This is a genomic window from Agathobaculum sp. Marseille-P7918, from assembly GCF_964248325.1.
Lineage (GTDB): Bacteria > Bacillota > Clostridia > Oscillospirales > Butyricicoccaceae > Agathobaculum.
Genome location: NZ_CAXTXI010000002.1, coordinates 190,273 through 217,166 on the forward strand (window position 1 = coordinate 190,273; position 26,894 = coordinate 217,166).

A 26,894-nucleotide genomic window follows, 5' to 3' on the forward strand; every position below is an offset into this window, starting at 1 on the left:
AAAAACAGCTAATTGCAGCACGATTGCAGCACTTTATTTTTTATTTTCCCAAAATGTTTTATATTCTCTCTGAAAATAAAAAAATTCGTACTTTTTCTTTCAAAAAAGTACGAATTTCTGGCGGAGAGTCAGGGATTTGAATTGCCAAAATCCCGTATTTTATGATGTTTTTTATCCATATAGACCTATTTCATCCGCCTTCATCAAATATTTTTGACAATATGGCCAAGTGGATTCCGCTGCTTATTTCCTGTTTGTCGTCACAATTGTCGTCAAATCATCTCATTACATAATGAACATTACCGCAGCACCTCTTTCTTCGTATAAAGAGAGTCATCGGCTATTCATTTTTAACTTCCGATTATGGGCATTGCGCCAACGAAGCGACTACTCCCCAGTTGTTCCACCATAAAAGCTCCAATATCCGCACGGGAAACGCCAAAATTCAATTTTGTATCCCCAAACCCTACTTTGACTTTACCGGTATAGTGAATATTTTTCGGAGCCATAAAGCGAATAATCGTCCAATCCAGATCAGATGCCTCAATTAGTTTCCCAATCGCGACCATCTCCCTCTTTGCTTGTGGGAAGATAAGTCCCGCAAGAATACCTGGCGCTACAGTCACAAACGATTTTTTATCCCGCGCAGAGCGAATACTGGGCGTCCCCCAGTCAATCAGCCTTTTCACCCCACGCTTCTGCATCGCTTGTATTAAAATCCTATGCCCCTCCAACGACTGCATTGCAGGATATTTCCACTTCATAGGAATCCCTACGCACCAAATGACCGCGTCCTGACCGGCAAGAGCATCCGTGATCTTTCCTTGATCCGTAATTTCTCCTTGCACTACCGTCAGGTTTTCATTGTGTTGCCGCATTTTTTCAGGATGCCTGACATATGCCGTAACGCGATGTCCGTTTTGCAACGCATAATGAACCACCCACGTTCCAATCCCACCAGATGCACCGAAAACTAAAACATTCATAGTACCACTCCATCCATTTTCGGGTTTACATGAATGAGTATAGGATGTACAATAATTTTTATCAAGTACCATATTTAAAAGTAGGTACTATTAAAAACGGTAGTATGAGAGGTAAGTATGAAAGAGTTTCAGGGACTTGATATTTTAAATTGCCCGGTGGCAAATGTACAGAAAATCATTCGCGGTAAATGGAGCATGGTTATCATCTATTTTCTTTGTGACAACACACTTCGCTTCAGTCAGCTCAAACGTCAAATGCCGCAAGTTACGGAGGCGAACTTGACAAAAGAACTGCGTATGCTGGAACAATACGGTTTAATACATCGTGAAGTATATCGCGAGGTGCCGCCCCGCGTAGAATACTCTCTAACAGAAATCGGGCGCAAATTCATCCCTGTTCTGGAAGCACTGGAAAAATGGGCAAGAGAATATGAACAAGAGCAAAACGTGATGTGAACACTCTTCCTTTCAGAAAGACAGGGTAAAAACCACTGTACAATTCTCTTTGGACATCTAAGCCTAGCCTTTGTCAAGCTGGCACAGGATATTTCCAATATCACCATCCATGCAAATAGACTGGCGCACAATCTCCTTTGGAGCGTATGCTTCAGACAAATTGATGCAGAGATAGGTTGCATTGGGATTCCGTGCGGCCATTTTCCAGAACGGGTACTTGATGATGCCTGGTGTATTGGCGCCCACACCCAATTCCAGAAGCACCACGCGACGCCCCTGATATCGCCGCAGGAAATCCTCATAGCGGGAACATGCCGCATACCAGCCCTCGTCCTGCACAAAGGTGTCATCACTGCGCAAATTCATCGTCATTGGACTGCCGCAATTGGGACAGTGGGGGATCAACTCGCTGGGGATGCGCATCTCTTTTTGCTCGGCCACCATACGCCGCACCATGTCTTCATTTTCCCATGTTTTTTGGCAGCAAGGCTTGCTGCACTGCCACAGTCCATAATCGCCCTGTGTGTAAAACAATCGCTTTTTATCAAAGCCTGCCAACTGGAACTGATGATCTACATTGGTGGTCAGCACAAAGTATTCTTTGCCGCGCAGCAGCTTAAGCAGTTCTTCATAAACCGGTTTGGGTGCCTTTTCGTACCGATTGATCCAAATATGGCGGCTCCACCAGGCCCAATATTCCTCTAACGTTTCAAATGGGTAAAACCCGCCGGAATACAGGTCATGGATACCGTACTTACGGATAAAGTCCTCAAAATGCTCCTGGAAACGCGTCCCGGAATACGTCAGTCCCGCCGAGGTGGACAGGCCTGAACCGGCTCCAATGAGAACTGCATCGGCTTGCTCCAGCGCCCGCTTTGCCCGCACAAGCGTGTCAGAGCAAGTCGGCATAAATGTTTGCGTCACAATCCTTGAAAACATTCAGAATCACCTTTCGGATGGAAGTAGGGGTTTGCAGGAAGTGTTCAACCGTCTGCACTGCAATTTCGGCCGCTTCCTGATTGGGGAAGTGGAACTCCCCTGTAGAAATACAGCAGAATGCCACGCTGGCAAGCCCCTGCGCCGCGGCCAGCCCCAGACAGGAGCGGTAGCAAGCGGCGAGCAGTTCCCTGTCCCGCTGCGTTACATGCCCCTGCACGATCGGCCCCACTGTGTGCAGCACATATCTGGCAGGCAGGTTGTAGCCCTTGGTTACTTTAGCCTGCCCGGTAGGCTCGGGATACCCCTGCTGCTGCATCAAACGGCTGCACGCTTCCCTCAGCTGCAGCCCCGCGGCTGAATGGATGGCATTATCAATACATCCATGGCACGGGACAAAGCAGCCCAGCAGCGCACTGTTGGCCGCGTTGACAATCGCATCCACCTTGAGCCGGGTGATGTCCCCCTGCCAGAGGGAAATGCCCGGATGGCCGAGACGTTCCGGCAGCGCAGCCGCATCTACGATGCCCTTTTCCTCCCGCTCCGCCGCGAGCAGCGCATCCTGCACGGAGAGGAAGGCTTCAGCAAGCGGCTTGGGCGGGCGGACATTCATCAGGCTGCGCAGCAGCCGCCGCTGCGATTGCTCGTCTGCCGGGAAGCTCCCAGCCTGTTCCCGATACACAGGCATCTCGCCCAGCAGATATTCATTCAAAAATCGGATCTGTTCCAAACGGTTCATAAAGCCATTCCCCTATCAGCAGTATAGTCAATCCCCTACTTTGTACACCGCTCCAACCGGACAGGTGCGCAGGCAGTTTCCACAATGGATGCAATGCGCCGGATCAATCCGCCGTGGGACAGTATTGGAAATACATCCCACAGGACAGACATGGCGGCAGCCTTGGCACCCGATACACTTGTCTTCGCGGATGCGGTAGCCGCTTTCCTGCACGGCTTCCCCGCCAAAGGAAAAGCCCTGCCGGTACGGTGGAAGCTGGCTCAGGTCAAAATACTCCCCAACCCCTTTATAAATCTGGAATACCTCCAGCACCTCCCGGCTTTGCCGCGTGGGATAGATCTTTTCCATATAAGGGTTTTGCGCAAAAATCTCCTCCAAGCGCCCTTTCCCGATGTTCCGGACCGCACCCCGCACCGAAACCGCCACCGTCGTCAGAGTGTCCCCACCCTTCATACCGGAAAGCGCCACAAAGGGGTGCTCCATCAGCCGCGTATAAAACGCCTTGCCGCGGGCGGTCAAAAAGTATAGCCCCTCTTCATCGCAGAGCATCAGGTCGATGACACAGGTCTGGGGCAAGCCATTTCCGTCGAGCGTGGCAAATACCGTAGAGTGGATATCCTTTTGCAGGGTTGTCAAAATTTCTTGTGTTGTCACGGCAAACGCACCTCATTGCAATTCAAATAGGTGAAAGCTGCCCCGCAAAGCGCCGGGCAGCTTTCTTCGTTTTTTCACCAACAGCGCCGCTACAGGCCAGTACAGCCGCAGCTTCCTGAAAGGCGCACGCTTTTATACTTACAGATTGTACTCTTTCGGCGGGTTGCCGGAGAAATCCGCAATAACCGCGTGCGCCTCTGCCAAATAGAACACCTCAAAAATGGGATTGTCCGCAGTCTGATACTGGCTCTTGACGATGGGGTTCTGGAGACACATCTCCTTAGCTGCCATATCGTTCTCGAACACCGCCTTGCCGTGCAGACGAATCCAAGCGTAGGTAGGGCTGGCGACAGAAAGCTCTACATATGGATTTGCCTGCATATCCTTATAAACATCCTTCTGATTATTGGTGCAGAACCAGATCTTCCCATCCTTTTCGCCGGCGAACATGAAGGGGCGGCATTTCGCCTTCCCATCCCTACCGACGGTTGCCAGATACTGAACCGGATTCTCCTGCAAAAATGCAACTACTTCTTTCATTGTAAAGCCTCCTGTCAAAATAGATATGAGATCTTGCAATCTCCTGCTTACAGGATTATAATAGGTCCGTAGAGAAGAATTGTAAAGTAAGCACTTTATTGTGCCATAGTTACCTAAAATATACTATTGGAGGAGACCGCTTTGATACAAGCTGCGAAGGAACTACCTGCCTGCCCGGTGGAAACAACGCTTATGCTAATCGGGGACAAATGGAAAGTGCTGATTTTGCGCGACCTGATGCCGGGAACGCGTCGGTTTGGGGAACTGAAAAAATCCATTGGCAGCGTTTCACAAAAAGTCCTGACTGCCCAGCTGCGTGATATGGAAGCAAAGGGACTAGTTAGCCGAAAGGTATATGCAGAAGTACCCCCTCGGGTCGAATACAGCCTGACGGATTTGGGTAGGAGTCTAAACCCTATTCTGGACGCCATGCGGCGTTGGGGCGAAGGATATCAAGCACAATACGGTTAAAAAAGATCGGGACAGATTTCAAGTAAACCTGTCCCGATCTTTTTGCATGCAAACGGGCAATGCGCCTGCCATATCGCTACTTCTTCAACTCGATAAAAGTCTTTAACAACTCTGCAGTCCTTGGGCCAAGCATTCCCGTATCCACACAGAGATGGTAGTTCGCAGGCTGTCCCCATTCCTGACCTGTATAATATTTATAATATGCTGCCCGCCGTTTGTCCATACGAATTGCCTGTTGCATCGGGTCGCTCGCCTTATACAAGCCGGGCTTTCGCTTCATATGTTCCACGCGCTGTTTCATGCCGGAATAGAGGAAGAAGCTAAACCGCTTTGGATGATTACGCAAAACGAAGTCTGCACAACGTCCAACAATCACACAGCTCGACTGCGCCAGCTCTAAAATCGTCTGTGATTGGAGAATAAATAGTTGCTCATCCGATTCGGAAAGTGGTCCAAATGCCTGAATTAAGCTGAAAGGCAGTTTCGAGTCCTCTTCCATTTCGCTCAATCTCTGCGCATCAATTGGATGCTTACGCGCTGTCAGCTCAACGATTTCCTTGTCATAAAACGGGATCTGCAGCAATTCCGCCAGTTGTTTTCCAATGTCATGTCCGCCAGAACCATATTCGCGGCTGATCGTAACAACAAAGTTATCCATTTTAACACGCCTTTCTGTTTGCTAATCTTATGTAAGTAGATATGGAATATGGGCGAAGCATCACAACTCCGCCCACGCCCCATTATATGAAGGAGATTGCAGCATTTTCTGAGCCCAGCTTATACATCCACCTCAGAGATCTTGACCGGGCGGCCTTCTTTCAGCGACTTGTTTGCTGCAGCTGCCATCAACACCGGATACAGGCCATCCAGATCGGTAATCGGCGGCACCTTGTCATTCATCACCGCATCCGCAAACGCCTTCATCTCATCAATAAACGCCTGCGTATAGCGATCCCACATGACCTGATATGCGGTACCATAAGAAGTGCCGTCCGCGCGGGAAACCACAACCGTATTGGGGATATCGTTCTCATCCTGTACCGCGCCCTCGGAGCCGAACACCTCCAAACGCTGATCATAGCCGTATACAGCCTGGCGGCTGTTGTCAATCACGCCGATCGCGCCGTTTTCAAAGGTCAGCGTAACGATCGTGGTATCCACGTCGCCTTCCGCACCGATCGCCGGATCCACCAGCACCGTGCCCTTGGCATAAACCTCGGTTGCTTCACAGCCCGCCAGGAAACGGATCATGTCAAAGTCGTGGATCATCATGTCATAGTAGATGCCACCCGAGCGGCGCACATATTCGATCGTAGGCGGCTGCGGGTCGCGGGAGCTGATGCGCAAGATGTGCGGGGTGCCGATTTTACCGGCGCGAACCGCATCATATACAGCACGATGATTGTGGTCAAAACGTCGGACAAAGCCAATCTGCATCTTTACGCCCGCTTTCTTGACCGCTTCGAGCGCCATACGAACCCGCGCTACGTCATGATCGACCGGTTTTTCGCAGAAAATATGCTTACCGGCTGCCGCCGCCTTCAGGATCAGGTCGGCATGCGTGTCGGTAGAGGAGCAAATGAGAACCGCTTCGATCTCCGGGTCAGTGAAGATGGAATCAACGTCCTTGGTCACATTCGGAATGCCAAAGCCCTTGACGAACGCCTCCCCCTCCGCATTAAAGTACGGATCGGCAACCGTCTTAATCTCCATTTCGCGCACTGCCATGCAAATGTTCTCAACATGGACACGTCCAATACGTCCCGCACCGATTACTGCTACTTTCATGTTGTTTCTCCTTTCAATTGATACACTTTTGTCATAGATTTATTTTAGCTAATTGCTTTCTTCAAGATCCGTATATCCTCCCGCAGCAGATCATACGGGTTTTCTGCCTGCGTACGCAGCGGCAGCTGATCGTAGTAATTCTCCAGCAGGATGTATCCGGTAAAGCTGTGGCGGTCCAACCATGCCACGGTTTCGAAAAATCCACTTTCGCCCGTACCAAGCAAGCTGCCGCTCAGCGCACCTTTGGCGCCATCCTTGACATGCAGCTGATTGCACATCAGCGGGAACAAGCCCTCCAAGATATCGGTTTCCCGATAGCCGCGGTTGAGATAATAATTTTGGCTATCGAAATACAGATAGAAATTTTTACGGTCCACCATGCTGTGCAGCTTGTGGAATTCTTCCGGATTCATCACGTTTTCACCAGCAACCGAAATGCCATACTCGCCTGCCGTATCGCACAGGTACTGCAGCGCGCGGGCCGAATGCTCCATGTCCTCTTCCGTTTTCACCTCGCTTGCGGCAAAACCGGGCACCTGAATGATCGGGACACCGAGCACCCGCGCCGTCTGCACGGCGCGTCCCAGCAGATTCCAGACAATGTCGTATTCTTTCGTCCCCTTGCGGGCGTGCATGGGAATGTTGTCGAAATCATTGAGCGCGATCGCGCAGTACTCAATGCCATATTTCTGCTGCTCACTTAGGTAAATTTTCTGCATTTCCGGCTGCGTCAGCGGATAATCGGATTCGTACAGACCGATCTTCAATGACAGCGCGTCCAGCCCTACCTCTGCCGCAATCTGCGTGGCATACAATCCGTTCCCCGGCAGTCCCCAGTCGCAGGCGCCGATTTTGATATCTTTCATATCAAACACTCCTTCTGTCCGTCGGTTACATTTCTCCTCTTGCTTCCCGCTCCGCCAGATCCGCCATTACCTTAGGATAGATCTTATCCAACTTGTATAGGATCAGAACGACAACGGCAATGCCCCAAATGATGGCTGGGCCGAATTTGTAAATCGCAATAATCATTTGCTTGGCGCTTTCGGGCTGTACTGCACCGCCGGTTGTCGAGCTGAGATAACCCGCACTGGTGAGCAGCACACTAATCAACGCGCTGGTTAAGCCCGTGCCGATCTTAAAGCCCAGCGAGCCACCGCCAAACACCAAAGATTCCTGACGGATGTGGAACTTCCACTGGCCATACTCGATCACATCGCCCATCATGCCGAATACCAGTGCAGTCAGCGGTGCTTGTCCGATACCGCGAATGATGGTTACCGCCATTGCCCATTCATAGCTCATTGGGTTGAACAAGAACAACAGATGGCCTACAACCGCCAGAATCGCACCGGCCAGTGACAAATCCCGCTTGTTGAATTTTCCCAACAGCAGCGGGCAAACCATTGCGCCGACAATCAAAGTAATGTTTTCTGCAAGGTACAGCGAGCTATACATCCATGTGTCATTACCGAATATGTATTTACAATAGTATGGCAGATCAGTGCCAACCAGTGTGGAATGCACACAGGTGATTGTCCAAAGGATCAGCGTTGCCCAAAAATACGGATTTTTGACTAGTGCAAGGAAATTTCGTTTGAAGCCGCCAGATGCCTTCTGCACGGTTGCGTCAGGCACCTGTACATGCTCTTTGCAGGTGACAAAGCTGAAGATCAGCAACACAAATGCAATCGCGCACCACATCGACATTGCTTTTACCCATGCCGCCTGATCGTTGCCAAAAAGCCGCACCACCGGCATCGTAAAAGTAACCGAAATCAAACGTCCGACCGGTGCCAGCGCCATGCGTACCGTCGAAAGCAGATCACGCTCATGGGAGTCACGGGTCATCATGGTTGACAAAGAGCCAAGCGGCACATTGATCGCCGTGTAACAAACTGTGGTGCACAGATTATAAGTCACGAAGATGTACCAGAATTGCAGGCTTTCCGCAGTCTGCGGTACAGTAAACAATGCTACAGATGTAATGACATATGGTAGTGCCGTCCATAGCAGCCACGGACGCGATCGCCCCCAGCGGGAACGGGTCTTACTTACCAGCACACCCATAATAACGTCCGAACTTCCGTCAAAAAAACGGGAGATCAGCATCACCAAACCAACGGTTACAAACGAAATACCAACGTAATCCGTGTAAAACAACGTCAGCAGGGTATTGATCATGCCGTATACAATATTACAAGAGCTGTCTGCCAAGCCATAGCCAATACGGGATATCCAAGGGATCTTGACAAATCCGCTTCTCTCCGAAGTGCTTGCGCTGTCAATTGTAAGATTTGCAGCGTTGCTTTCCATGCCTTTCGCTTCCTTTCTTTTCTGCGTTCTGTTACCCTCTCTCATTCATGAATGGTTCATGATCCTAATTATATTGAATGCCGTCTCAACTGCGTTAGCATATTCTTGCTTGTTTTCTCCGGTCTGATCACAGCTTTTTTGCTTTGCATGTTTAGATTCTTGCTTTGGATGATAAAAACACCTCATTAGGTTTAGCCAAAATAGACAAAGCAATCATCTTTCTCACTGTAGTCGATGATCGGAAGCAATTAAGTAGCTCATGGCTCATAATAAAAAGAAGGTCCCCCCTTTAGAGAACCTTCTTTGCATCTATAAGTTTCAGCTGGACGAGTTTCGGAAGTGTTGTCGATATTGTGTCGGCGTAATGCCAATATATTTTTTAAACGTCGTGCTGAAATGGCAATGGTCGTTGAATCCCAGTTTCTCGCTGATGACACCAATCGGAAGGGATGTATTCATCAAAAGATTTTGCGATTCGCCGATTTTGCGGCACATGATATACTTCATCATGGAGATACCTGTTCCCGCTTTGAATATATGCGCAAGGTAAAACGGACTGATATGAAACCGCGTTCCCAACTCCTGCAATTGCAGCGGTTCTACAAAGTGGGTATCCAGATACTGCATGATATTCTGAATGAATTCCTCTGCATTCTTGTCTGCGATCATATTGGGTTGCTGTCTCCGATGCAATTTTTCATAAACAATGCTCAGCAAAGCGTTTGCCAGTTGCCCCGACGCCACTTTATGAGCCGCATCCTGACGATCCAATATATAAAGCGCAAGCAGGATATGCTCCACTGCGGCCCGGTCATTCGAAAAATGTAAAACCGGATTTTGCTCCGGTCTGCTCAGCGTATTGGGAGCCATCCCTTGCAGCGAAACCCCTTTCAAAACACAGCAATAGCTTTCCATATTGTGTCGGTGAAACGGTTCTTCCCCATGCATGATTCCCGCATTACAAATCACCAAATTACCAGAACGAACGAAAATTTTTTTACCTGCGACAATATATTGCCCTTCCCCTTTCATCACATAAAACAATTCCAGTGAGTCATCATGCTTATGTAAAAGCTGCGAATGCTGCTCGTGATATTTTTCATCAACAAAATGCAAGTGAACGAATTGCGCTGTTGGAACAGCACCGGTATACATGTTACTCCCTCCTTTGTCGCTATATAATTTATCATAGCCAAATCATGCGCCCATCGCAAGAACATCCAAATATTTTCGCAAGATATTGAAAGATATAGTTCACAAAATCCTTATAATGAGAAAATAGAAGCCATATCTTCACCATTGGGAAAGGAACGACTCATGCTTCAGCACTTTATGAAAAAGCAGGTATCTCCCATTTTCTATTCTGAGCATCTTCCGCAACTCTACTATATGGGAAAGGTACTGCCTGAGATCAGCAGTTATCCTCGCATCTTACATTCCCATGCAGAGCATGTGGAAATCAGTATCATTTACAGCGGGACCAGCGAATACCTCATCGGTGACAAGCGCCAGCTGATCCGACCGGGTGATATCATTATCTATAATGCTGGTGTTGTGCACGATGAGCTTTCCAGTGCCAACGCACAGATCGGAAACTACTTTTTTGCCGTTGGCAATCTGCAAATACCGCATTTGTGCGCCAATGCGCTGATTCCAGCCAATATCAATCCCGTGTTTCATATACCACAGGGTTTTGATGATGTAATCTGCCTGTGTGAAATCATGCTTTCTCATTTTGAGCACCCATCTGCCTGGTCACAATACATGATCCATTACGAAACACAGGCGCTTCTTGAAATCATCTGGCGTGTCATTCACACGGAACAACGGCCGCAGGAACCACACCCCAATTACTATTTGGGTTATAAAATTCAAAACTATATTGATACGCATTATCTCGAACCCCTTACCATGAAGCAAATTAGCACAGCATTAGGCATGAGCGAATCCTATATTTCGCATGTGTTCAAGGACATGCTCGGCTACCCTCCCATGCAATATGCACTGCGCAAAAAGATAGGAGAAGCGCAAACTCTCCTGATTTCCACCGACTATTCTATTTCACAAATTGCGCAAATGGTTGGTTTCGATGCGCAAAGCCACTTCAATAAACTGTTCAGCAAATATGTAGGCATCTCTCCTGGACAGTTTCGCAAAAATTATCGCAAAACACAACAAGCAGACTCAACTAACCAGCCGGGGTGTTGTCAATAGGCAACACCCCGGTTTTTTTCACTCAAAGCAGAAATATACAACTTCCTGCTGTAAAATCGCACAATCAGGCGCTGCATCCCATCTAAAGACTATTTTGAACCAATGCAGCCAACAGCAGCCAATCCTAATCAGAAGTATATCGTTTTCCCAATTTGTCGCACTTTCTCTCCGCTGAAATATTTGTGAACTTTTATAAAGAATCCCGCTGTTTTGTAGAAGCAAAAAACGGACGGATGCGCAATAATGAATACACCAAGGAGGCTCATCAACCAACATGAACACAAACTGATAAAGGAGCAATACATATGGGCATTCACATTTGCGGCGCGCCCTGCTGCTGGGGCGTCGACGACATCAACAACCCGCACCTGCCGACCTGGCAGCGCGTGCTGCGCGAGGCGCACGAGGCTGGTTACAGCGCGATCGAATTGGGGCCGAACGGCTGGATCCCGACCGACGACATCGAACGTGTGACCGAAGAACTGAACAAGAACCAGCTGTCGATTGTCGCAGGTACGATCTTCGACGATGTGCTCAGCGATGACAATTACGAAAAGCTGCTGCATCAAGTAGACGGCATCTGCCAGTTAATCACCAAGCTGCCGCCCCTACCCCGGGAAGAAGGTCAGCGCTGGCCGACCCCTTACATGACCGTGATGGACTGGGGACATGATGAACGCGACTACGCAGCAGGCCATTCTGACCGCGCCCCCCGCTTGGATGAAACCGGTTGGGCCAAACTGGTCAGCCACTTCAAGGGGCTGTGTGAGCGCGCCAACAGCTACGGTGTGCGTCCGGTCCTGCATCCACACTGCGGCGGCTACATTGAGTTCGGCGACGAGATCGACCGTCTGGCGGAAGAGATCCCGAAAGAACTGGCTGGCTTTGTGCTGGACACCGGTCATCTGCAATATGCAGGCATGGATCCGGTCGCATGGCTGCGCAAGTACAAGGACCGTCTGGACTATGTGCACTTCAAGGACATCGACCCCAAGGTATATGACGAAGTTATGCACGAGCATATTCGTTTCTTTGAGGGCTGCGCCAAGGGCTCGATGTGCCCGATTGGTCAGGGTATGATCGACTACAAGGCGGTCGCCGATGTACTCGACGAGATCGGCTACAACGGCTACATCACCATCGAGCAGGAATGTGATCCGCGCAACGTCGAGAACAGCCTTGCAAACGTCAAGGCTAGCGTAGACTTCCTCAAAGGGATTGGATATAAGATTTAACTCTTAACTCTCGCAATTCCGATATGATCTTATTCTGCAAAGCACAAACCACCAAGTGCCCCACCATACGGAAAAGGAGAAAAAGGAATGAAGAAGATATTATTGGCCGCACTGATGGCAAGCGCACTGATGATGAGCATCACTGCATGTGGCAGTAACACCACCAACACCGATGACACCACATCTGGCACTACCGCGGATACCACTTGCTCGGTTAGTGTCATCCTCAAAACGACCGCTTCGGAATACTGGCAGTATGTCGTTGCCGGTGCCGAGGCATATGAGACCGACCACCCCGAGGTTAATGTGGATGTAAAGGGACCCAGCTCCGAAACCGCATATGATGAACAGCAGAATATGATCGAAACCGATCTGCACTCCGGCACTTATAACGCAATGGTTATCGCGCCGCTACAGGCAGACCTGGTCAAAACACTGATTTCCGGCCAGGATATCCCCATTATCAACCTGGATACCCGGATTGACGCCCCTGAGATTGTCTCCTTTGTCGGAATCGATCAGGAAGCCGCAGCGAAGCTCGGCGCAGAAGTTGCCGTAATCGCTGCTGAGCAGGCCGGTTGGGAGAACATCACCGCGATCGCCATCTCCGGCGTACAGGGTGACAATACCGCAACCGCACGCCTGACCGGCTATCAGGAAGGCATTGAAGACGCTGGCGGCGACTTCCTCGAAACCGAAATCCAATATGCTGATGCAGTCGCAGACAAGGCGGCAAACTCGATGGAAGCGATTATACAGAACCATCCTGAAGGCGTTGCGATTATTGCCTGCAATAACGACGATATGGCAATGGCTGCTGCCCGCACCGCCAGCGGACATGCCGCATATGCAAACACGATTTTTCTTGGGTTTGACGGCATCAGCTCTGCGTGTGAGTCCATTCTGGCAGGCGAAGAGACCCTTTCTGTTGCTTACGACTGCTATGATCTGGGCTACAAATCGGTAGAAGCTGCGGTTCAGGCAATCAACAACGAGGACGTGGAAGAGAACATCTCCGTTGACGCAACCGTAATCGATAAGGACACCGCGCAGGAGCGTCTGGATTATCTGAACGCTCTGCTGGGCTAATATTCCAGCACCCCTACCATTAAAATTGATTTTGAAAGGATAAAAACATATGAAGCAGGTAAAAGTCGGTCTAATTGGTGCGAACTGGATGGGCAGCTTCCATTCCATTGGCTTAAACAACGTTCGTCAGGCCTATCATGATGTGGAACCGGTATTTGAGCATGTCGCAGATGTCAACGAAGCGGCAGCCAAGCTGGCCGCGGAGCGCTTCGGCTATAAGAAAGTCTCTATCGACTGGCATGACGTCATCAGCGATCCGGAAGTAGAACTGGTCATCATCGCAACGCCCAATTTCACCCATGCGGAAATCGCGATCGCTGCTGCTGAGGCAGGCAAGCATATCCTGTGCGAAAAGCCGATGGCCAACACGCTGGCCGAGGGCAAGGCAATGGTGGACGCGATCGAAAAAGCAGGCGTAAAGAGTCTGGTTGACTTCATCTACACTAAATGCCCGGCCAATGTGCTTGCAAAAGAACTGATGGATTCCGGTAAGCTGGGCGACTTCGTCACCTTCCGCGGCGAATTCGACTGCTCCTACTGCGCAGACCCGAACACCCCGGCAACCTGGCGCCAGCTTGCCGCCACTGCTGGTACAGGCGCGCTGGGCGATCTGACCGCGCATGTGGTCAGCCTGTCCGACATGATCGTCGGCAAGAAGATCGTCGAGGTGTTTGCATCTTGGGACACACCGTATAAGCAGCGTCCGGACGCGCGCGATCCTTCCAAGACGCTAGATATTGATACGGATGACCAGATCTATGTAATCGTTAAGTATGAGGACGGTCGCATCGGCTCGATGTCCTCCAGCCGTGTCTCGGTTGCGCGTCCGGTCAGCCTTGCTTACGAAATTCAGGGCAGCAAGGGCTCGGTCAAGTTCGAGATGACTCGCATCAACGAACTGCTGTATTACTCCAATGACTGCGATCCCAAGGAGCGCGGCTACAAGATCATCAAGGGCAACACACGCAACGGTGATTACGCCAACTTCTGCGGCACGGATGAGCAAGGCATTGCGTACAACGAAATCATGTCCATTCAAGCGCATGATATCCTGACCGCCATCACGGAAGACCGCAAGGTGAAAATTGACATCGCTTATGGTCACTATGTCGATACGATTCTCGAAGCGATGGCGACCTCCGCGCGCGAGGGCCGCTGGGTTAAGGTTTCCGAAATGCAATAATAGCGATAAACGCGGTACAGTCCTGTCCGGCTGCACCGCGTTTGCGTACCCATAAGGCACACAACAGATTCCAGAATTGACATTCCAACCGGACGTGCTACAATCCAATTATCCACAAATAATTTTATGCTATGAAAAGGAGCTGCATTTATATGAAAAAAATCCGCATCGGCGTCATCGGCATCGGTGACATCAGCGATGTCTATCTGAATAACTTAAAGAACTACGACGCGGTCGAGGTCGTTGCGTGCGCCTCGCGCGGGCTGGAAAAAGCGCAGCGCAAGGCCGCGCAGCACGGCATCCCCAAGGCATATGCCTCGGGCGCAGAGGTCATCGCCGACCCCGAGGTCGATCTGATCCTCAACCTGACCACGCCGCAGGCGCACTATGAATACAATCTGGCGGCGCTCCAAGCCGGCAAGCATGTCTATACCGAAAAGCCGCTCGCCATGACCTATGCAGAAGGCAAGGAGCTGGTCACGCTGGCAAAGGAAAAGGGGCTGCTGCTCGGCTGCGCACCGGATACCTTTTTAGGCGGCCGCCTGCAAACCATCCGCGAGCTGATCGACAGCGGCAAGCTCGGCCGCATCACGGGTGGCGGCGCCTACTTCATTGGACACGGGCACGAATTTCATCACCCTGCACCCGCCTTTTTCTATCAGCCCGGCGCAGGCCCGCTGTATGACATGGGACCGTACTACATGACCGCGCTGCTCAGCCTGCTCGGTCCGGTGCGGCGCGTCTGTGCGATGGCTACCAAGGCCGCCGACACCCGCACAGTCCCGTCCGGTCCCAGCAAGGGACAGGTGCTGCCCGTCGATGTGGACACCCACATCAACGCCATTCTGGAATTCGACTGCGGTTCGGTCGTCACGCTGACGTGCAGCTTTGACGTTTGGGATTCCGAGCTGCCGCGCATGGAGCTGTACGGCACGGAAGGCACCGTGCTGATCGACGAAAAGGACCCGATCTCCGGCCCCAATCTGTTCGGCGGCGACACGCTGCTGCGCACGCCCGCGGAATACCGCTGGGCCGACCCGGAACGCCGTCCCGAACATGTGAACACGCCATGGTCGATCGTGCCCAACCACCACCCGTTCAATTCGGTCAGCCATGCGGAAAACCCGCGCGGCATCGGTCTGGTGGACATGGTCTACGCACTGGCGCAGCACCGCGCGCCGCGCGCGTCGGGCGAGATGGCGCTGCATTCTCTGGAAGTGATGGAATGTATCCTCAAGTCTGCGCATGAACACATCTTCTGCGAACCGGAAACCACCTTTGAGCGTCCCGCTCCCCTGCCGCTCGATTTTCCTGCAAGCGAACAAACCAACTGAACACGGTTTTCCGAAAAGAAAAAGGCTGCCCAAAGGCAGCCTTTGTTTGTTGGGTTACCGTTTTCTTGCTATCGCCTGGCAAGCCGCAGCCACAATATCCGTAGCCGTCATATTATACTGCTCCATCAGGAAATCCTGCGGCCCAACCTGTCCGAAGCGGTTCTGAATACCAACACGCTCGAGCGGTATTGGGCACTTAGCAGCGAGCAAATTTGCCACAGCCGATCCCAAGCCGCACGAAACCTGATGGTTTTCCGCGGTCACAATGCAGCCTGTTTCGGCAGCTGCTTTCAGAACCAGTTCGTCATCCAGCGGTTTCCATGTGTGCATATCGATTACACGCGCGGAGATATCTTGCTGTGCCAGCTGCTCCTGTGCCTTGAGCGCCTCGTCCAGCAGAATGCCGGAGGCGATGATCGTCACGTCACTGCCGTCGCGCAGGGTAACACCCTTACCGATTTCAAATTCCGAACCATCTGCATATACCGTAGTGAACGTCTTACGGATCAGGCGCATATAGGACGGGCGGTTATCCGCCGCCAGCTTCTTGGTCAGCGATTTGGTCTGCGCAATGTCGCACGAATCAATGACGACCGCGTTCGGGATGGTCATATACAGGGCGCAGTCCTCAAACGGCATGTGGGTTGCGCCATTGAATGCCGCCGTTACGCCGGGGTCGGAGCCGATGACATGCACTGGCAGTTCGGAATAGCCCGCCGCCAAAAATGCCTGATCGAACATGCGGCGGGAGGCAAAGCAGCCGAACGAATGTACAAAGGCCGTTAGACCGGTCGCTGCCATGCCCGCAGCAACGCCCATCGCGTTCTGCTCCGCAATGCCTGCGTTAAAAGTCCGCTTGGGGAATGCCTTTAGCAGCTTTCCGGTGTTGATGCAGCCCATCAGATCGCAGTCGATATGCACCAGCTTTTTGTTTTCCGCCATCATCTCCAGCATGGCTTCCACATAGCCGTCGCGGTTCGCGCGGCTGTCCTTCTCATGCTTGCCAATCAATGTTACACTCATCGTTTTCCCCTCCCTTACTGCTCATTTTTGACAGCTTCCAGCGCAGCCTCCGCCGCGGCAATTGCTTCATCCCACTGCTCCTGCGTCGGCTGCGAGGAATGTGCACCCGACGGCTCGGCAAAAGTTGCGCCCTTGCCCTTGACCGTATTCAGGATCAGGCAGCTCGGCTTGCCCTTGCAGGCGCAGGCCTGCTGCAGCGCATCATAAATCTGCTCAATGTCATTGCCATCCTCAACATTGATGACATTCCAACCAAACGCATCAAACTTGGCGCCAATGCCCTTTCCGTGGCTCATCACATCAACAACCGCGCCGTCGAGCTGCCGCTTGTTGTCATCCACCAGACAGATCAGGTTGTCCAGCTGGTAATGCGCGGCAAACTGCGCGCCTTCCCAGATCTGACCCTCATCCGCTTCGCCGTCGCCAATTGCCACAAACACATGATTGTCACGGCCCTGCACGCGGCTGCCCAGCGCCGCGCCAACCGCCTCACTCATACCCTGACCAAGCGATCCGGTCGTCAAATCAACGCCGACTGTCTTATTGCGGTCGGTATGGGACGGGAAGTCCGTGCCCGGCTGATTGAGCGTATAAGCAGTCTCGATTGGATAATAGCCCTTCAGGCCCAATGTTGCGTACATGACCGGTCCGCCGTGGCCTTTGGAGAGCACAAACCAATCTCGACCCTCCCAGCGCGGGTTTTTCGGGTCAATATTCATCACCGCGCCGTACAGAACCGCCATTGCGTCGGCCATGGACATCGAGCCGCCGACATGGCCAAAACCACGCGAGCCGATAATTTTCAATGTTTCCAGACGGATTTCCGCCGCAAATACGCGAAGCTCATGCAATTTCTGCTGATCCATAATTTCCTCCTTTAGTGATGCTAACAAGCGCCCGCCCGATGCCTTCGGACGGGCGCTTGTCCTTTGGTTTATTGAATGCGCGCGATCTCTTTGGCAAGCTTTTTCTTCTGCTCCAGATTGGACTGCCGGGCGATCATGATGCGCTGTGCCTGCGGCGAGCCTGCGCCGTGCATGGACTCGGGCAGATAGCCCACCGCTGCGGTGCCCATCGTCATGTTCTCGATCAGGCGCAGCACGCGCATGCGGTCCTCGGTCGGAACGCTTGCTACGCCCTTGAGATACTTCTCGATATAGTCATGCGTTGCCGGGTTGCGGTAATCAGCCTCGGACGGCTGCGTCACCATCAGGCCGCCGGCCAGATCCTGCGCGAGCCGCGCAATCTCATACGGGAAGCGCGTGACATTCTGCTTGCAGACATTTGCCAGCAGCAGGTCGATCAGGTAGTTGCCGCTCTTGGTCTTGGTGCCCTGCGACGAGCACGCGATGCCGCAGCAGTACAACGTTTCGTTCAGATGGGTCATTTCGATAATCTTGTCCTTGACGTGGCTCGCCTTCGCGCAGCCCGCCATCTCGGTCGCGAGCGCGGTCGCGCCGATCAGCACATCACCCACGCCAACCTTGCAGCCGCCGTAGCTCTGGCGATGATAGCCTGCGAAGCGCTCCACCATCATGCCGGCAAATTCCACCTCGCCGTTGAGGAAGATCATCTCGTTCGGGATGAACACGCGGTCGAAAATGACCAGCACTTCATGGCCGCCGTATACCTTATTGCCGACGTCGATATCGTTGTATTCCTCGGTCTTGCGGGTGTCGCAAGACTGACGGCCGAGAATGAGCGTGATGCCCTCCGCATCCGTCGGGCAGGCAAACGAAATCGCATAGTCCTCGTCACCCTTGCGCATCGAGATGGTCGGCATCACGAGCACATAGTGGCTGTTTAAGTAACCGGTCTGGTGCGCCTTTGCGCCCGTGACATACACGCCGTCCGCGGTGCGCTCCACGACATGCAGGAACAGATCCGGATCGGCCTGCTGTGACGGGGACAGCCCGCGGTCGCCCTTGACGTCGGTCATCGCACCATCGACCGCCCAGTCATTATTCTGCACATCAGACCAGAATTTGACGAAATTCTTGTAATATTTTGTGTTACAGGCCTCATCGGTTTCATACGTTGTGGAGTAAACCGCATTTGCCGCATCCAGTCCAACGCAGCGCTGGAAGCACGCCGCTGTCTTTTGGCCCAGCAAGCGCTGCATTTTAACCTTGCGGATCAGGTCGTCGGTCGACTGGTGCAGATGCGTGAAGCGGTTGATCTTTTTGCCCGTCAAATTGGAGGTCGCCGTCATCAGGTCATCATACTGGGGATCCTCGGCCAGCTCATAGGTCGCGGCAAACGAATTAAGCGACGGGCGCACGATCGGATCGTCCACCACGTTTTCCACCTTTTCCCCGAAGCGGTACAGGTTGAGATGCAGCGTCCGCAGCGACGCGATGTATTGTTCTTTTGTCATCATAATTGCATATCCTTCTTTCCTATCCATATTGAAAGAAACCATCTCGCACAGGTAGGAATCCGTAGAAGGCAACTTCACATCCCCCTGTGTCCGACGCTGTTCCATCACTGAAATACGTTTTAGCCCATTAATAGATATGTATAATATACACAATACCCGGAAAAAGCAATCAGCGCCATTAATATCAGATAAATCAGTATAATCTGACCCCGTGTAAACGGTTTTTTCTCTGCCGCCATAAGATCACTCCTCTTGCGATCCGACACGCGGTTTAAACCGTCAGTTTTTCCCCAAAGCGCTTCTCATACTCCTCCGCCAGCTCCGCGCGGAACTTGGGATGCGCAATCGCAATCAGACGCTTGGCGCGCTCGCGCAGCGTCTGCCCGCGCAGCTGTGCCACGCCGTACTCGGTCACGATGTAGTTGACGTCGCAGCGGCTGGTCGTGACCGGGCCGCCGGTCGTGATCGTGGTGACGATCTTGGACGACGACTCGTTCTTGGTGGTCGAGTGCAGCGCAATGATCGAGCGTCCGCCCTTGGACAGGTTCGCGCCGCGCACGAAATCCATCTGTCCGCCGATGCCCGAGATCTGCCTCAGGCCGATCGCTTCCGCACACACCTGTCCCTGCAAGTCCACCTCAACGCACGAGTTGATGGACACAACGTTGTCATTCTGCGAGATGATGGCTGGATTGTTGCACACATCCACCGGCAGCATCCGGATCATCGGATTGTTATCCACATAATCATACAACCGGCGTGTGCCCATCAAAAAGGTGACACACACCTTTTCTACATCGCGCTGCTTGCGCTTGCCGTTGATCACACCGCTTTCCAGCAGCGGCAGTACACCGTCGGAGATCATCTCGGTGTGCAATCCGAGGTCTTTTTTCTCCCCGAGAAACGAGCACACCGCATCGGGCAGCGCACCGATACCTAGCTGCAAGCAGTCACCGTCCCGCACCAGATCCGCGATATACTTGCCGATCTGGCGATCCTCCTCGGAGATTTTGGCGGGAGCAGATTCGGGCAGCGGCTCCCACGAGCACAGGAAACCGTCGATTTCAGACACATGCACAAAGCTCTCGCCATAGGTACGCGGCATATTCGGATTGACCTCCGCAATGACCGTTTTGGCAGACTTGACCGCCTGTGCGCCGTAGTCGCAGGACAAGCCGAGCGACACATATCCGCGCTCATCCGGCGGCGAGCAGGTGAACGCAAACACATCCACCGGCAGCGTCCCGTCCCGAAACATGCGCGGCACATCCGAGAAGAATACCGGCGTATAGTCCGCGCGGTGCTCCGCGATCGGCTTGCGCGCCGCGCCGCCCACAAACAGGGCGTTATGACGAAAATGACTCTCCATGCCGGGCTGCAAATACTCGCCCGAGCCGAGATACACCATGTGCGCGACTTCCACGTTATGGAACTGCTCCGCCATGTGCGCCATCGTACGCTGGAAGATGATTGGCTCGCCCACCGCGTGGCCGAACACCACGCGGTCGCCGTCATGGATGACACCGACCGCCTGCTCGGGCGTCATGGTGTGCTCCTTATAATAGCTTCTCCAGTCCATTCCTGTCCCTCCCCGCTTAAAACGCCGCGCGGTAGATCGAAAGGATATCGTCCTCGGTCAGTTCCACATAATTGTTGCCCAGCAGGCGCTGCTGCGTCTCAATGACATTGCGCGCAAAGTCCGGCAACTCCTCCGCAGTCACGCCGTGCTCGCGCAGCGGATCCTTTTTCAACACCTCATCCATCAGCGCATATAACTTTTCCAGCGCAAATACCGGCTCGACCTGCAATTCCTTGGACAGGATCTCCTCAAGCTGATTGAGCTTGCCGATCGGCTTCTTCTCCTGATATTTGCGCATGACATCGGCAAACATCAGCTGGTTTGCTTGCCCGTGCGGGATATGGTGCACGCCGCCGAGCGGATAGGCCATCGCATGCACCGCTGCACAACCTGCATGACCAAACGCGATGCCCGCAAAGTTAGATGCGCGCAAAAATTCCAGCGCATTCTGCTTCCAGCCATCCTTACTGCCGGACGCGACCGCCTGCTTCCAGCCGCGCAGGATCAGCTGCAGCGCCTTTTCCGAAAACAGCTCGCTGAGCGCGCAAGCGTTCGGGCTGAGATAGCTTTCCACTGCATGCACCATCGCATCAATCGACGAGGTGGCAAACACGGGATACGGCAGGCTTTGCAGCATGGCGGGCACCAAAGCCGCCTCGTCCGCAAACATCGCCGGGGAAACCAGCCCGACCTTCACGCCCTTAGAGGTACGGTTAATGATCGAGATGTTGGTCACCTCGCTGCCCGTACCGCAGGTCGTGGGCACGATAATGAGAGGATGCTCCTTTTGCAGGTCTGCCATGCGGTCATACAGGTCGTCTACACGGTCCTCCGGGCGCGCCACGGTCAGCACCTTAGCAATATCGATCACCGTGCCGCCGCCGACCGCAATGATACAGTCATACTCTTTACCGCGCAGGTCGTCCAGAATGGCGTCCACCATCACGTCTGTCGGCTCGCCCGCACCGTACTTCTCCTGAAAACAGGTCTGGCAGCCGAGGTTCAGCGTCGCGATCGTCGGGTTATAGATGTACTCGTTGGTCAGGATGAGATCGCGTGCGCCAAGGTTCAATTCCTGCGCCATCGCACAAAAATCCGCGTATTCTGCAACAGCAGGCATGATTCGAAAGGCTTTCATTTGATTTGCCCCCTTTTTCTCAGATATCCGGAAAATACTTTGCGTCCGGCGCCGTTACCCACTCGTATTCCTTCACCGTGGTGGTAACGATATTCTTGTCATCCTGTAAGCGGATGCACCACAGATAATACTCCGCATAGCCGGGCGCGGCTGCCTGGGAATGGGTCACATTGCACGGCATACCGGTCAGGTCGTTGTTTTTTACCTTATATGCGTTATCGCCGTACTCCGCAAGGCCATAGCCGTTTTCCGGCAGGAACTTATAATAATACATTTCCGGCTCGACGTGCTGGTGCGGCGGATAAGAGGACCACTTTCCCGGGAAATGTACAACTTCTCCGATAAAGAAATTGGTCTCAGGACAGTTGGAACGGTCAAAGAAGGTGCGTACCAAACGGGTGGAGCACTCGTTCATCTGACCTGCGCCGCGTTCCTCATTGGCGCACAGGCAATCCTCCGGACGCATCAGGCGGGCTGCAAAGCTGCGCTTGTTCTCGGTGCGCACGACAGCGATCTCGGCATCCTGCTCAGCAGAAATAATCACATTGGTGTTCTGCGGCACATGCAACAGGATTGCGCCTTCGTGGAAGCAGTCCTTGCGTTCCACTGTTTCACTTTTACCGTCCCACTCAAAGATGACTTTACCGGAAAGAAGATCATACACGACCTCCTGCGCGTAGTCAAAATGCTGCACGTCACCCGCCGCCATTTTAACCACGCCAAATTCCATCCCCATCATCTCCGGATTTTCCACAGCGGAAATCATCTTGTTGTAGCCTTTTTCAAACGGCCCTTTGCTTGTGTATTTCATTTTTTGCTCCTTTCCCCTGTTTTTGAGCAGCAAACAGCCGCCCGCTCATAACGGGCGGCTATGTTATACCAAAATTTATATTCAGTACCGAATCGTTCCTGTTCTATTTCCATGCTCTGACCGTCCCTTCGGGCAGCGCACACTGCAGCACGCGCTGCCTTTCAGGCGGTAATGAAAGAGAAATGTTTGGGAGAATGCACTATCAATTCGTGAGAGACATGGAAGAAAATAGGAGAACGGGATATCAGTACATTCTCGCTTCTGCCAGATGGTCGTCAATCCGCTTACGGGCCTCCTGCACCGCCGCAGACTTCGAGGTGGAAGCTACGCCGATGTGCCACCAGGATTCATAGCCCTCTGCCATGGTCTTGGGCAGCACCTTGGCATCAATGATGCACGAGCCTTTTTCCTGTTTAGCCGCGCGTACTGCCTGACGGAACTCCTCCGGCGTCTTGGCGGTAAAGCCCTTCATGCCGTAGCCTTCGCCTACCTTGGCAAAATCGGTGTAGCAGTACTTGCCGTCGAGTTTGCCGGTTTCCTCATTGCGGTGACGCATTTCGGTTGCCAGTGTGCCAACGCCATTGCCCATCTGCAGGTTGTTGATGCAGCCAAACGCCGCGTTATCAAATACCACAACCGTGATCTTGGCGTTTTCCTGAATCGCGGTCGGGATCTCAGAGTTGAGCATCATAAAGGAGCCGTCGCCCACCAGCGCATACACTTCCTTGTCCGGTTGAGCCAGCTTGGAGCCCAGCGCACCGGCAATCTCATAGCCCATGCAGGATGCGCCGTATTCCATATTGTAGGAATCCTTTGCATCGGTGACCCACAAACGCTCGAGGTCTGCCGGCAGCGAACCTGCCGCTGCAACGACGATCGCATCGTCGTCGATTTCCTCGCGCAGAATACCGACTGCGTTGGACTCGGTGATCGTACCGCCGATGTCGTTGATGAAATCGTTCATAATCTTCTCAGTCCAGCTCGGTACGCACGGTACAAACTTGCCCTCGCCAAAGCCTTCGCCATGGTACTGCACGCCCAGCACGCGCAGGCGCTCCTCTTCCCATACCTTGCGGATCTTGTCGATCTCGTCGGTATAAGCGGTCTTGTAATTTGCTTCCTTCAGCTTCTCCATGATCGCTTCGAGCGTTACCTTGGCATCGCCGACGCAGCGCGTCGCGTCCAGCTTTTCTGCGTGGAACTCGGAAGTGTTGATCGCCAGCACCTTGATATCCGGGTTGCGGAACAGCACCCACTTGGAACCGGTGACAAAATCGTTGAAACGGGTGCCGACGCCGATCACCAGATCGCAGTCCTTGCAGAGCGCATTGGCTGCCAGACCGCCGGTAACGCCGATGCCGCCAACCGACAGTTCAAAGGAATCCGGCAGCGCGGAGTGGCCGGCCTGCGTCTGGGATACCGGAATGTTAAACGCCTTGCAAAACTCCATCACGGTTTCTCCGGCCTCGGAGTAACGCACGCCGCCGCCCGAAATGAACATCGGCTTCTTGGAAGCTTTGATCAGCTCCACCGCCTGATTGATCTCATATTCGTCGGCAACGCGGCGAGCAACATGATGTACGCGCTTCTGGAAGAAGTAATCCGGAAAATCAAAGCTCTCACCCTGTACGTCCTGGGGCATAGAGATGACAGCAGTACCGCAGTTTGCCGTATCGGTCAACACACGGAATGCATTGATCATCGCGCTCATCAGCTGCTCGGGACGAGTCACACGATCCCAGTACTTAGCGACCGGCTTAAAGCAATCAGAAGCGGTCATGGACAGATCACTCGGTACCTCAAGCTGCTGAAGTACTGGGTCCGGCTGGCGGGTTGCGAAGGAATCGGACGGGAACAGCAAAAGCGGGATGTTGTTGATGGTCGCAGTCAGCGCCGCGGTCACCATATTAGCCGCACCCACGCCGATCGAGGACGAGCAGGCGATGATCTTGCGGCGGTTGTGCTGCTTGGCGTAAGAGATCGCAGCGTGCGCCATGCCCTGCTCGTTGCGGCCCTGATAGACCCGGAGATGGCCCGGGTCCTCCTCGAGTGCCTGCCCGAGGCCGACTACCATGCCGTGGCCGAAGATAGTGAAAATACCGTCTACAAACGGTTCTACCTTGCCGTCCATTTCGATGTACTGCTGATTGAGAAACTTGACGATTGCCTGACCAACGGTCATTCTGGTTTTGCTCATGATGCTTCCTCCTCAAATCAATTTGTCTCACATGGTCGTTTTAGCGACCCTCGTTTTTGATGGTTTCAGTTTAGCATTTTGGCCGTCATATTTCTTTTAACATCTTGGTTTGATGCTTATTTTTATAATTTTGATCTTTTTGGCACATTTCCCTCCACACAGGCAAGTATTTTTTCTCCTTTTTCACCTGCAAGTGCCCATTTACTAACGTTCCAAGACAGCACAGCTTCCACCGCTGACAAGACTGTTTTTTTGAATATCTCGCTTTTGTAGGAAATTCCCCGATATTCGCCTGCCATTTTTCGACCTGCATACGCTTGTTTTGCTAAAAAAATAGAGGCAACCTCAATATTTTGATAAAATTATGTTTTTCCCTGTGCCGCTGCACTCCATGACATGCGCAGCGCACGCAGGCATTTTTACAGAATGTTGCTGCTATTTTTCTCGGTGTTTTCCCACATCCATCCCAGTCTTTTGAAATACTTGCCATGCCGTCGGAAAACACATGAATCTGAAAGAAGCCTATCGTCAAAAATGCTATGCTATATACAACAAAAAAAACCTGACTTAGACAGGCAGCAACATATTATCAAGCTATTCTGGATCCACTTCAAAAGGAGGAAATATCATGTTATTTGCTGTTCTTGCTCTGGTAATTATTTTTGCTAATATGTATCTAACCCGCAGCATCACATATACCATGTTTTCGGATTCGTCCGATTACGATTACCGCTAACTACCTCTTACTCTTTTTTCTCTCTTGTGCAGCGCCCCAGCACCATAGCGTGCCGGGGCGCTTCTCATTGCATGAAAATGCGCTGTACACAATTCGCGTACAGCGCATTTTCTTTATTTCTTTTTGCGTTTCTTGTTTGTGCTCCCACTTTGTTCCTTTTGCGTAACTATATAGTTCTGTCGATATTTATTGGGCGGCATGCCAACGTTTTTGGTAAATTGCAGGTTGAAATAACTCTGTGTATCATAACCCACCATTTCAGCAATCCGTGTAATAGACAAATCGGTCGTAATAAGCAACGTTTGTGCCTCACCGATCCGGCGGCGCAATAGATACTGCACCGGTGAGTAGCCGCTCATCTGTTTGAAGACGTGCGACAGATAATATGGGCTGATGTGCAATGCTTCTCCCATGCTTTGCAACGTAATCGGCTCCATATAGTGCCGATCAATGTACTCTTTGATGCGCCGTCCCAAAACGTGAGGTTCCTCCACCGGTTTTTCCACTATGGCATCCACTCCATCCGTTACCGTCAGCACCTTAACCAGCAGTGCGTGCATCAGACTATGGCAAAATGATTCTGCACGCGGCTCACCCGATGCCAGATTGCGGAACATCATTTCAAACAGGATACGCAGGTCGCCAAAACTCTGCCCTGTCGGGAAAACATAGCCCGCGTCATCGGGCAGTAGTGCATTAGCACGCAAGCCTGGCATATGCAGCCCGCCGATCGCCACACAATAGCTGCCGATCTCCATATCCGGCCCAGATATTTCATCGTGAACCACGCCTGCATTATAGACCAGCAAATCTCCCGGCTGGATATAATATTTTTTATCGTGAATCAGATATTCGCTGGAACCGCTGCAAATCAAAATAATTTCGACGAAATCCTCATGCGCGTGCATCACACGCGGGTGCGCGCTGGCATCCGGCCGGATCTCGCTGACATAGAGCAGACGAGGATCATTCTCCCCGACGAACATGGATTGAAATTCTTTTTTTACAAAGCACTGCACATTAAGAGAATGTTGTTGTGCCATGCTGTCCCTCCTTTGCCTATTCGTCTGGATGTCTGCACATCCTTTC

Annotated in this window: 26 protein-coding genes; 7 read left to right on the forward strand and 19 right to left on the reverse strand. The window is 52.3% G+C overall.

Features of this window, described 5'->3' with window-relative positions; translation table 11 throughout:
* Positions 1-350 precede the first annotated feature (350 nt).
* Complete coding sequence (locus tag ACESSO_RS04315; RefSeq protein ID WP_373163815.1) at positions 351-986, reverse strand: NAD(P)-dependent oxidoreductase; 636 nt, start codon at positions 984-986, stop codon at positions 351-353.
* A gap of 117 nt (positions 987-1,103) precedes the next feature.
* On the opposite strand from ACESSO_RS04315, the gene ACESSO_RS04320 reads away from it, so the two are divergent.
* Positions 1,104-1,442, forward strand: coding sequence for a winged helix-turn-helix transcriptional regulator (locus ACESSO_RS04320; protein WP_373163816.1), 339 nt, complete (start codon positions 1,104-1,106; stop codon positions 1,440-1,442).
* Between the two features lie 63 nt (positions 1,443-1,505).
* Here the strand turns inward: ACESSO_RS04320 and ACESSO_RS04325 are convergent, their stop codons facing one another.
* The 4 genes from ACESSO_RS04325 to ACESSO_RS04340 all read right to left on the reverse strand — a co-directional run bounded on the left by ACESSO_RS04325 (position 1,506) and on the right by ACESSO_RS04340 (position 4,311).
* Positions 1,506-2,381, reverse strand: a complete 876-nt coding sequence (locus ACESSO_RS04325) for an NAD-dependent deacetylase (protein WP_373163817.1) — start codon at positions 2,379-2,381, stop codon at positions 1,506-1,508.
* A complete protein-coding gene (locus ACESSO_RS04330; protein ID WP_373163818.1) occupies positions 2,335-3,117 on the reverse strand; it encodes a protein-ADP-ribose hydrolase in 783 nt (260 codons plus the stop codon). Before ACESSO_RS04330 ends, ACESSO_RS04325 begins: the two co-directional genes overlap by 47 nt.
* Positions 3,118-3,144: 27 nt before the next feature.
* Positions 3,145-3,771: a 4Fe-4S binding protein gene (locus tag ACESSO_RS04335; RefSeq protein WP_373163819.1), complete on the reverse strand. Its 627-nt coding sequence runs from the start codon at positions 3,769-3,771 to the stop codon at positions 3,145-3,147.
* Positions 3,772-3,909: 138 nt separating this feature from the next.
* A complete protein-coding gene (locus ACESSO_RS04340; RefSeq protein WP_373163820.1) occupies positions 3,910-4,311 on the reverse strand; it encodes a pyridoxamine 5'-phosphate oxidase family protein in 402 nt (133 codons plus the stop codon).
* Between the two features lie 192 nt (positions 4,312-4,503).
* Between ACESSO_RS04340 and ACESSO_RS04345 the strand changes: the two genes are divergently transcribed.
* The gene (locus ACESSO_RS04345) at positions 4,504-4,782 is read left to right on the forward strand and encodes a winged helix-turn-helix transcriptional regulator (RefSeq protein WP_373163989.1); all 279 of its coding nucleotides are present in this window, start codon (positions 4,504-4,506) and stop codon (positions 4,780-4,782) included.
* 76 nt (positions 4,783-4,858) lie between these two features.
* On the opposite strand, the gene ACESSO_RS04350 is transcribed toward ACESSO_RS04345, so the two are convergent.
* From ACESSO_RS04350 to ACESSO_RS04370, 5 genes are all read right to left on the reverse strand, one after another.
* Positions 4,859-5,440, reverse strand: a complete 582-nt coding sequence (locus ACESSO_RS04350) for an AAA family ATPase (RefSeq protein WP_373163821.1) — start codon at positions 5,438-5,440, stop codon at positions 4,859-4,861.
* Positions 5,441-5,559: 119 nt separating this feature from the next.
* Positions 5,560-6,570 (reverse strand): inositol 2-dehydrogenase, encoded by a 1,011-nt coding sequence (iolG, locus tag ACESSO_RS04355; protein WP_373163822.1) that lies wholly within the window; start codon positions 6,568-6,570, stop codon positions 5,560-5,562.
* Positions 6,571-6,614: 44 nt separating this feature from the next.
* Positions 6,615-7,436 (reverse strand): sugar phosphate isomerase/epimerase family protein, encoded by an 822-nt coding sequence (locus ACESSO_RS04360; protein WP_373163823.1) that lies wholly within the window; start codon positions 7,434-7,436, stop codon positions 6,615-6,617.
* A gap of 25 nt (positions 7,437-7,461) precedes the next feature.
* Positions 7,462-8,886: an MFS transporter gene (locus ACESSO_RS04365; protein ID WP_373163824.1), complete on the reverse strand. Its 1,425-nt coding sequence runs from the start codon at positions 8,884-8,886 to the stop codon at positions 7,462-7,464.
* A gap of 318 nt (positions 8,887-9,204) precedes the next feature.
* The gene (locus ACESSO_RS04370) at positions 9,205-10,041 is read right to left on the reverse strand and encodes a helix-turn-helix domain-containing protein (RefSeq protein WP_373163825.1); all 837 of its coding nucleotides are present in this window, start codon (positions 10,039-10,041) and stop codon (positions 9,205-9,207) included.
* Between the two features lie 177 nt (positions 10,042-10,218).
* Between ACESSO_RS04370 and ACESSO_RS04375 the strand changes: the two genes are divergently transcribed.
* From ACESSO_RS04375 to ACESSO_RS04395, 5 genes are all read left to right on the forward strand, one after another.
* Positions 10,219-11,100, forward strand: coding sequence for a helix-turn-helix domain-containing protein (locus ACESSO_RS04375; protein ID WP_373163826.1), 882 nt, complete (start codon positions 10,219-10,221; stop codon positions 11,098-11,100).
* A 305-nt stretch (positions 11,101-11,405) separates the two neighbouring features.
* Positions 11,406-12,335 (forward strand): sugar phosphate isomerase/epimerase family protein, encoded by a 930-nt coding sequence (locus tag ACESSO_RS04380; RefSeq protein WP_373163827.1) that lies wholly within the window; start codon positions 11,406-11,408, stop codon positions 12,333-12,335.
* Between the two features lie 87 nt (positions 12,336-12,422).
* Positions 12,423-13,424 carry a sugar ABC transporter substrate-binding protein gene (locus tag ACESSO_RS04385; RefSeq protein ID WP_373163828.1) on the forward strand — a complete coding sequence of 334 codons (1,002 nt, stop codon included), beginning with the start codon at positions 12,423-12,425 and terminating at the stop codon, positions 13,422-13,424.
* A gap of 49 nt (positions 13,425-13,473) precedes the next feature.
* Complete coding sequence (locus tag ACESSO_RS04390) at positions 13,474-14,607, forward strand: Gfo/Idh/MocA family protein (protein ID WP_297283640.1); 1,134 nt, start codon at positions 13,474-13,476, stop codon at positions 14,605-14,607.
* 152 nt (positions 14,608-14,759) lie between these two features.
* Entirely contained in the window at positions 14,760-15,941 is a 1,182-nt protein-coding gene (locus ACESSO_RS04395; protein WP_373163829.1) for a Gfo/Idh/MocA family protein, read from the forward strand.
* A 54-nt stretch (positions 15,942-15,995) separates the two neighbouring features.
* On the opposite strand, the gene ACESSO_RS04400 is transcribed toward ACESSO_RS04395, so the two are convergent.
* From ACESSO_RS04400 to ACESSO_RS04440, 9 genes are all read right to left on the reverse strand, one after another.
* Complete coding sequence (locus ACESSO_RS04400) at positions 15,996-16,964, reverse strand: transketolase family protein (protein ID WP_373163830.1); 969 nt, start codon at positions 16,962-16,964, stop codon at positions 15,996-15,998.
* A gap of 14 nt (positions 16,965-16,978) precedes the next feature.
* Entirely contained in the window at positions 16,979-17,830 is an 852-nt protein-coding gene (locus tag ACESSO_RS04405) for a transketolase (RefSeq protein ID WP_373163831.1), read from the reverse strand.
* Positions 17,831-17,898: 68 nt separating this feature from the next.
* The gene (locus ACESSO_RS04410; protein WP_373163832.1) at positions 17,899-19,344 is read right to left on the reverse strand and encodes a 4-hydroxyphenylacetate 3-hydroxylase family protein; all 1,446 of its coding nucleotides are present in this window, start codon (positions 19,342-19,344) and stop codon (positions 17,899-17,901) included.
* Between the two features lie 271 nt (positions 19,345-19,615).
* Positions 19,616-20,923 (reverse strand): acetyl-CoA hydrolase/transferase family protein, encoded by a 1,308-nt coding sequence (locus tag ACESSO_RS04415; RefSeq protein WP_373163833.1) that lies wholly within the window; start codon positions 20,921-20,923, stop codon positions 19,616-19,618.
* A 16-nt stretch (positions 20,924-20,939) separates the two neighbouring features.
* Positions 20,940-22,061, reverse strand: coding sequence for a 4-hydroxybutyrate dehydrogenase (locus tag ACESSO_RS04420; RefSeq protein WP_373163834.1), 1,122 nt, complete (start codon positions 22,059-22,061; stop codon positions 20,940-20,942).
* 19 nt (positions 22,062-22,080) lie between these two features.
* Positions 22,081-22,872 carry a 5-deoxy-glucuronate isomerase gene (locus ACESSO_RS04425; protein ID WP_373163835.1) on the reverse strand — a complete coding sequence of 264 codons (792 nt, stop codon included), beginning with the start codon at positions 22,870-22,872 and terminating at the stop codon, positions 22,081-22,083.
* Positions 22,873-23,116: 244 nt separating this feature from the next.
* The gene (gene iolD, locus ACESSO_RS04430) at positions 23,117-25,069 is read right to left on the reverse strand and encodes a 3D-(3,5/4)-trihydroxycyclohexane-1,2-dione acylhydrolase (decyclizing) (RefSeq protein WP_373163836.1); all 1,953 of its coding nucleotides are present in this window, start codon (positions 25,067-25,069) and stop codon (positions 23,117-23,119) included.
* A 122-nt stretch (positions 25,070-25,191) separates the two neighbouring features.
* Positions 25,192-25,368: a hypothetical protein gene (locus ACESSO_RS04435; RefSeq protein ID WP_373163837.1), complete on the reverse strand. Its 177-nt coding sequence runs from the start codon at positions 25,366-25,368 to the stop codon at positions 25,192-25,194.
* Positions 25,369-25,918: 550 nt separating this feature from the next.
* Positions 25,919-26,848: an AraC family transcriptional regulator gene (locus ACESSO_RS04440; RefSeq protein WP_373163838.1), complete on the reverse strand. Its 930-nt coding sequence runs from the start codon at positions 26,846-26,848 to the stop codon at positions 25,919-25,921.
* Positions 26,849-26,894 lie beyond the last annotated feature (46 nt).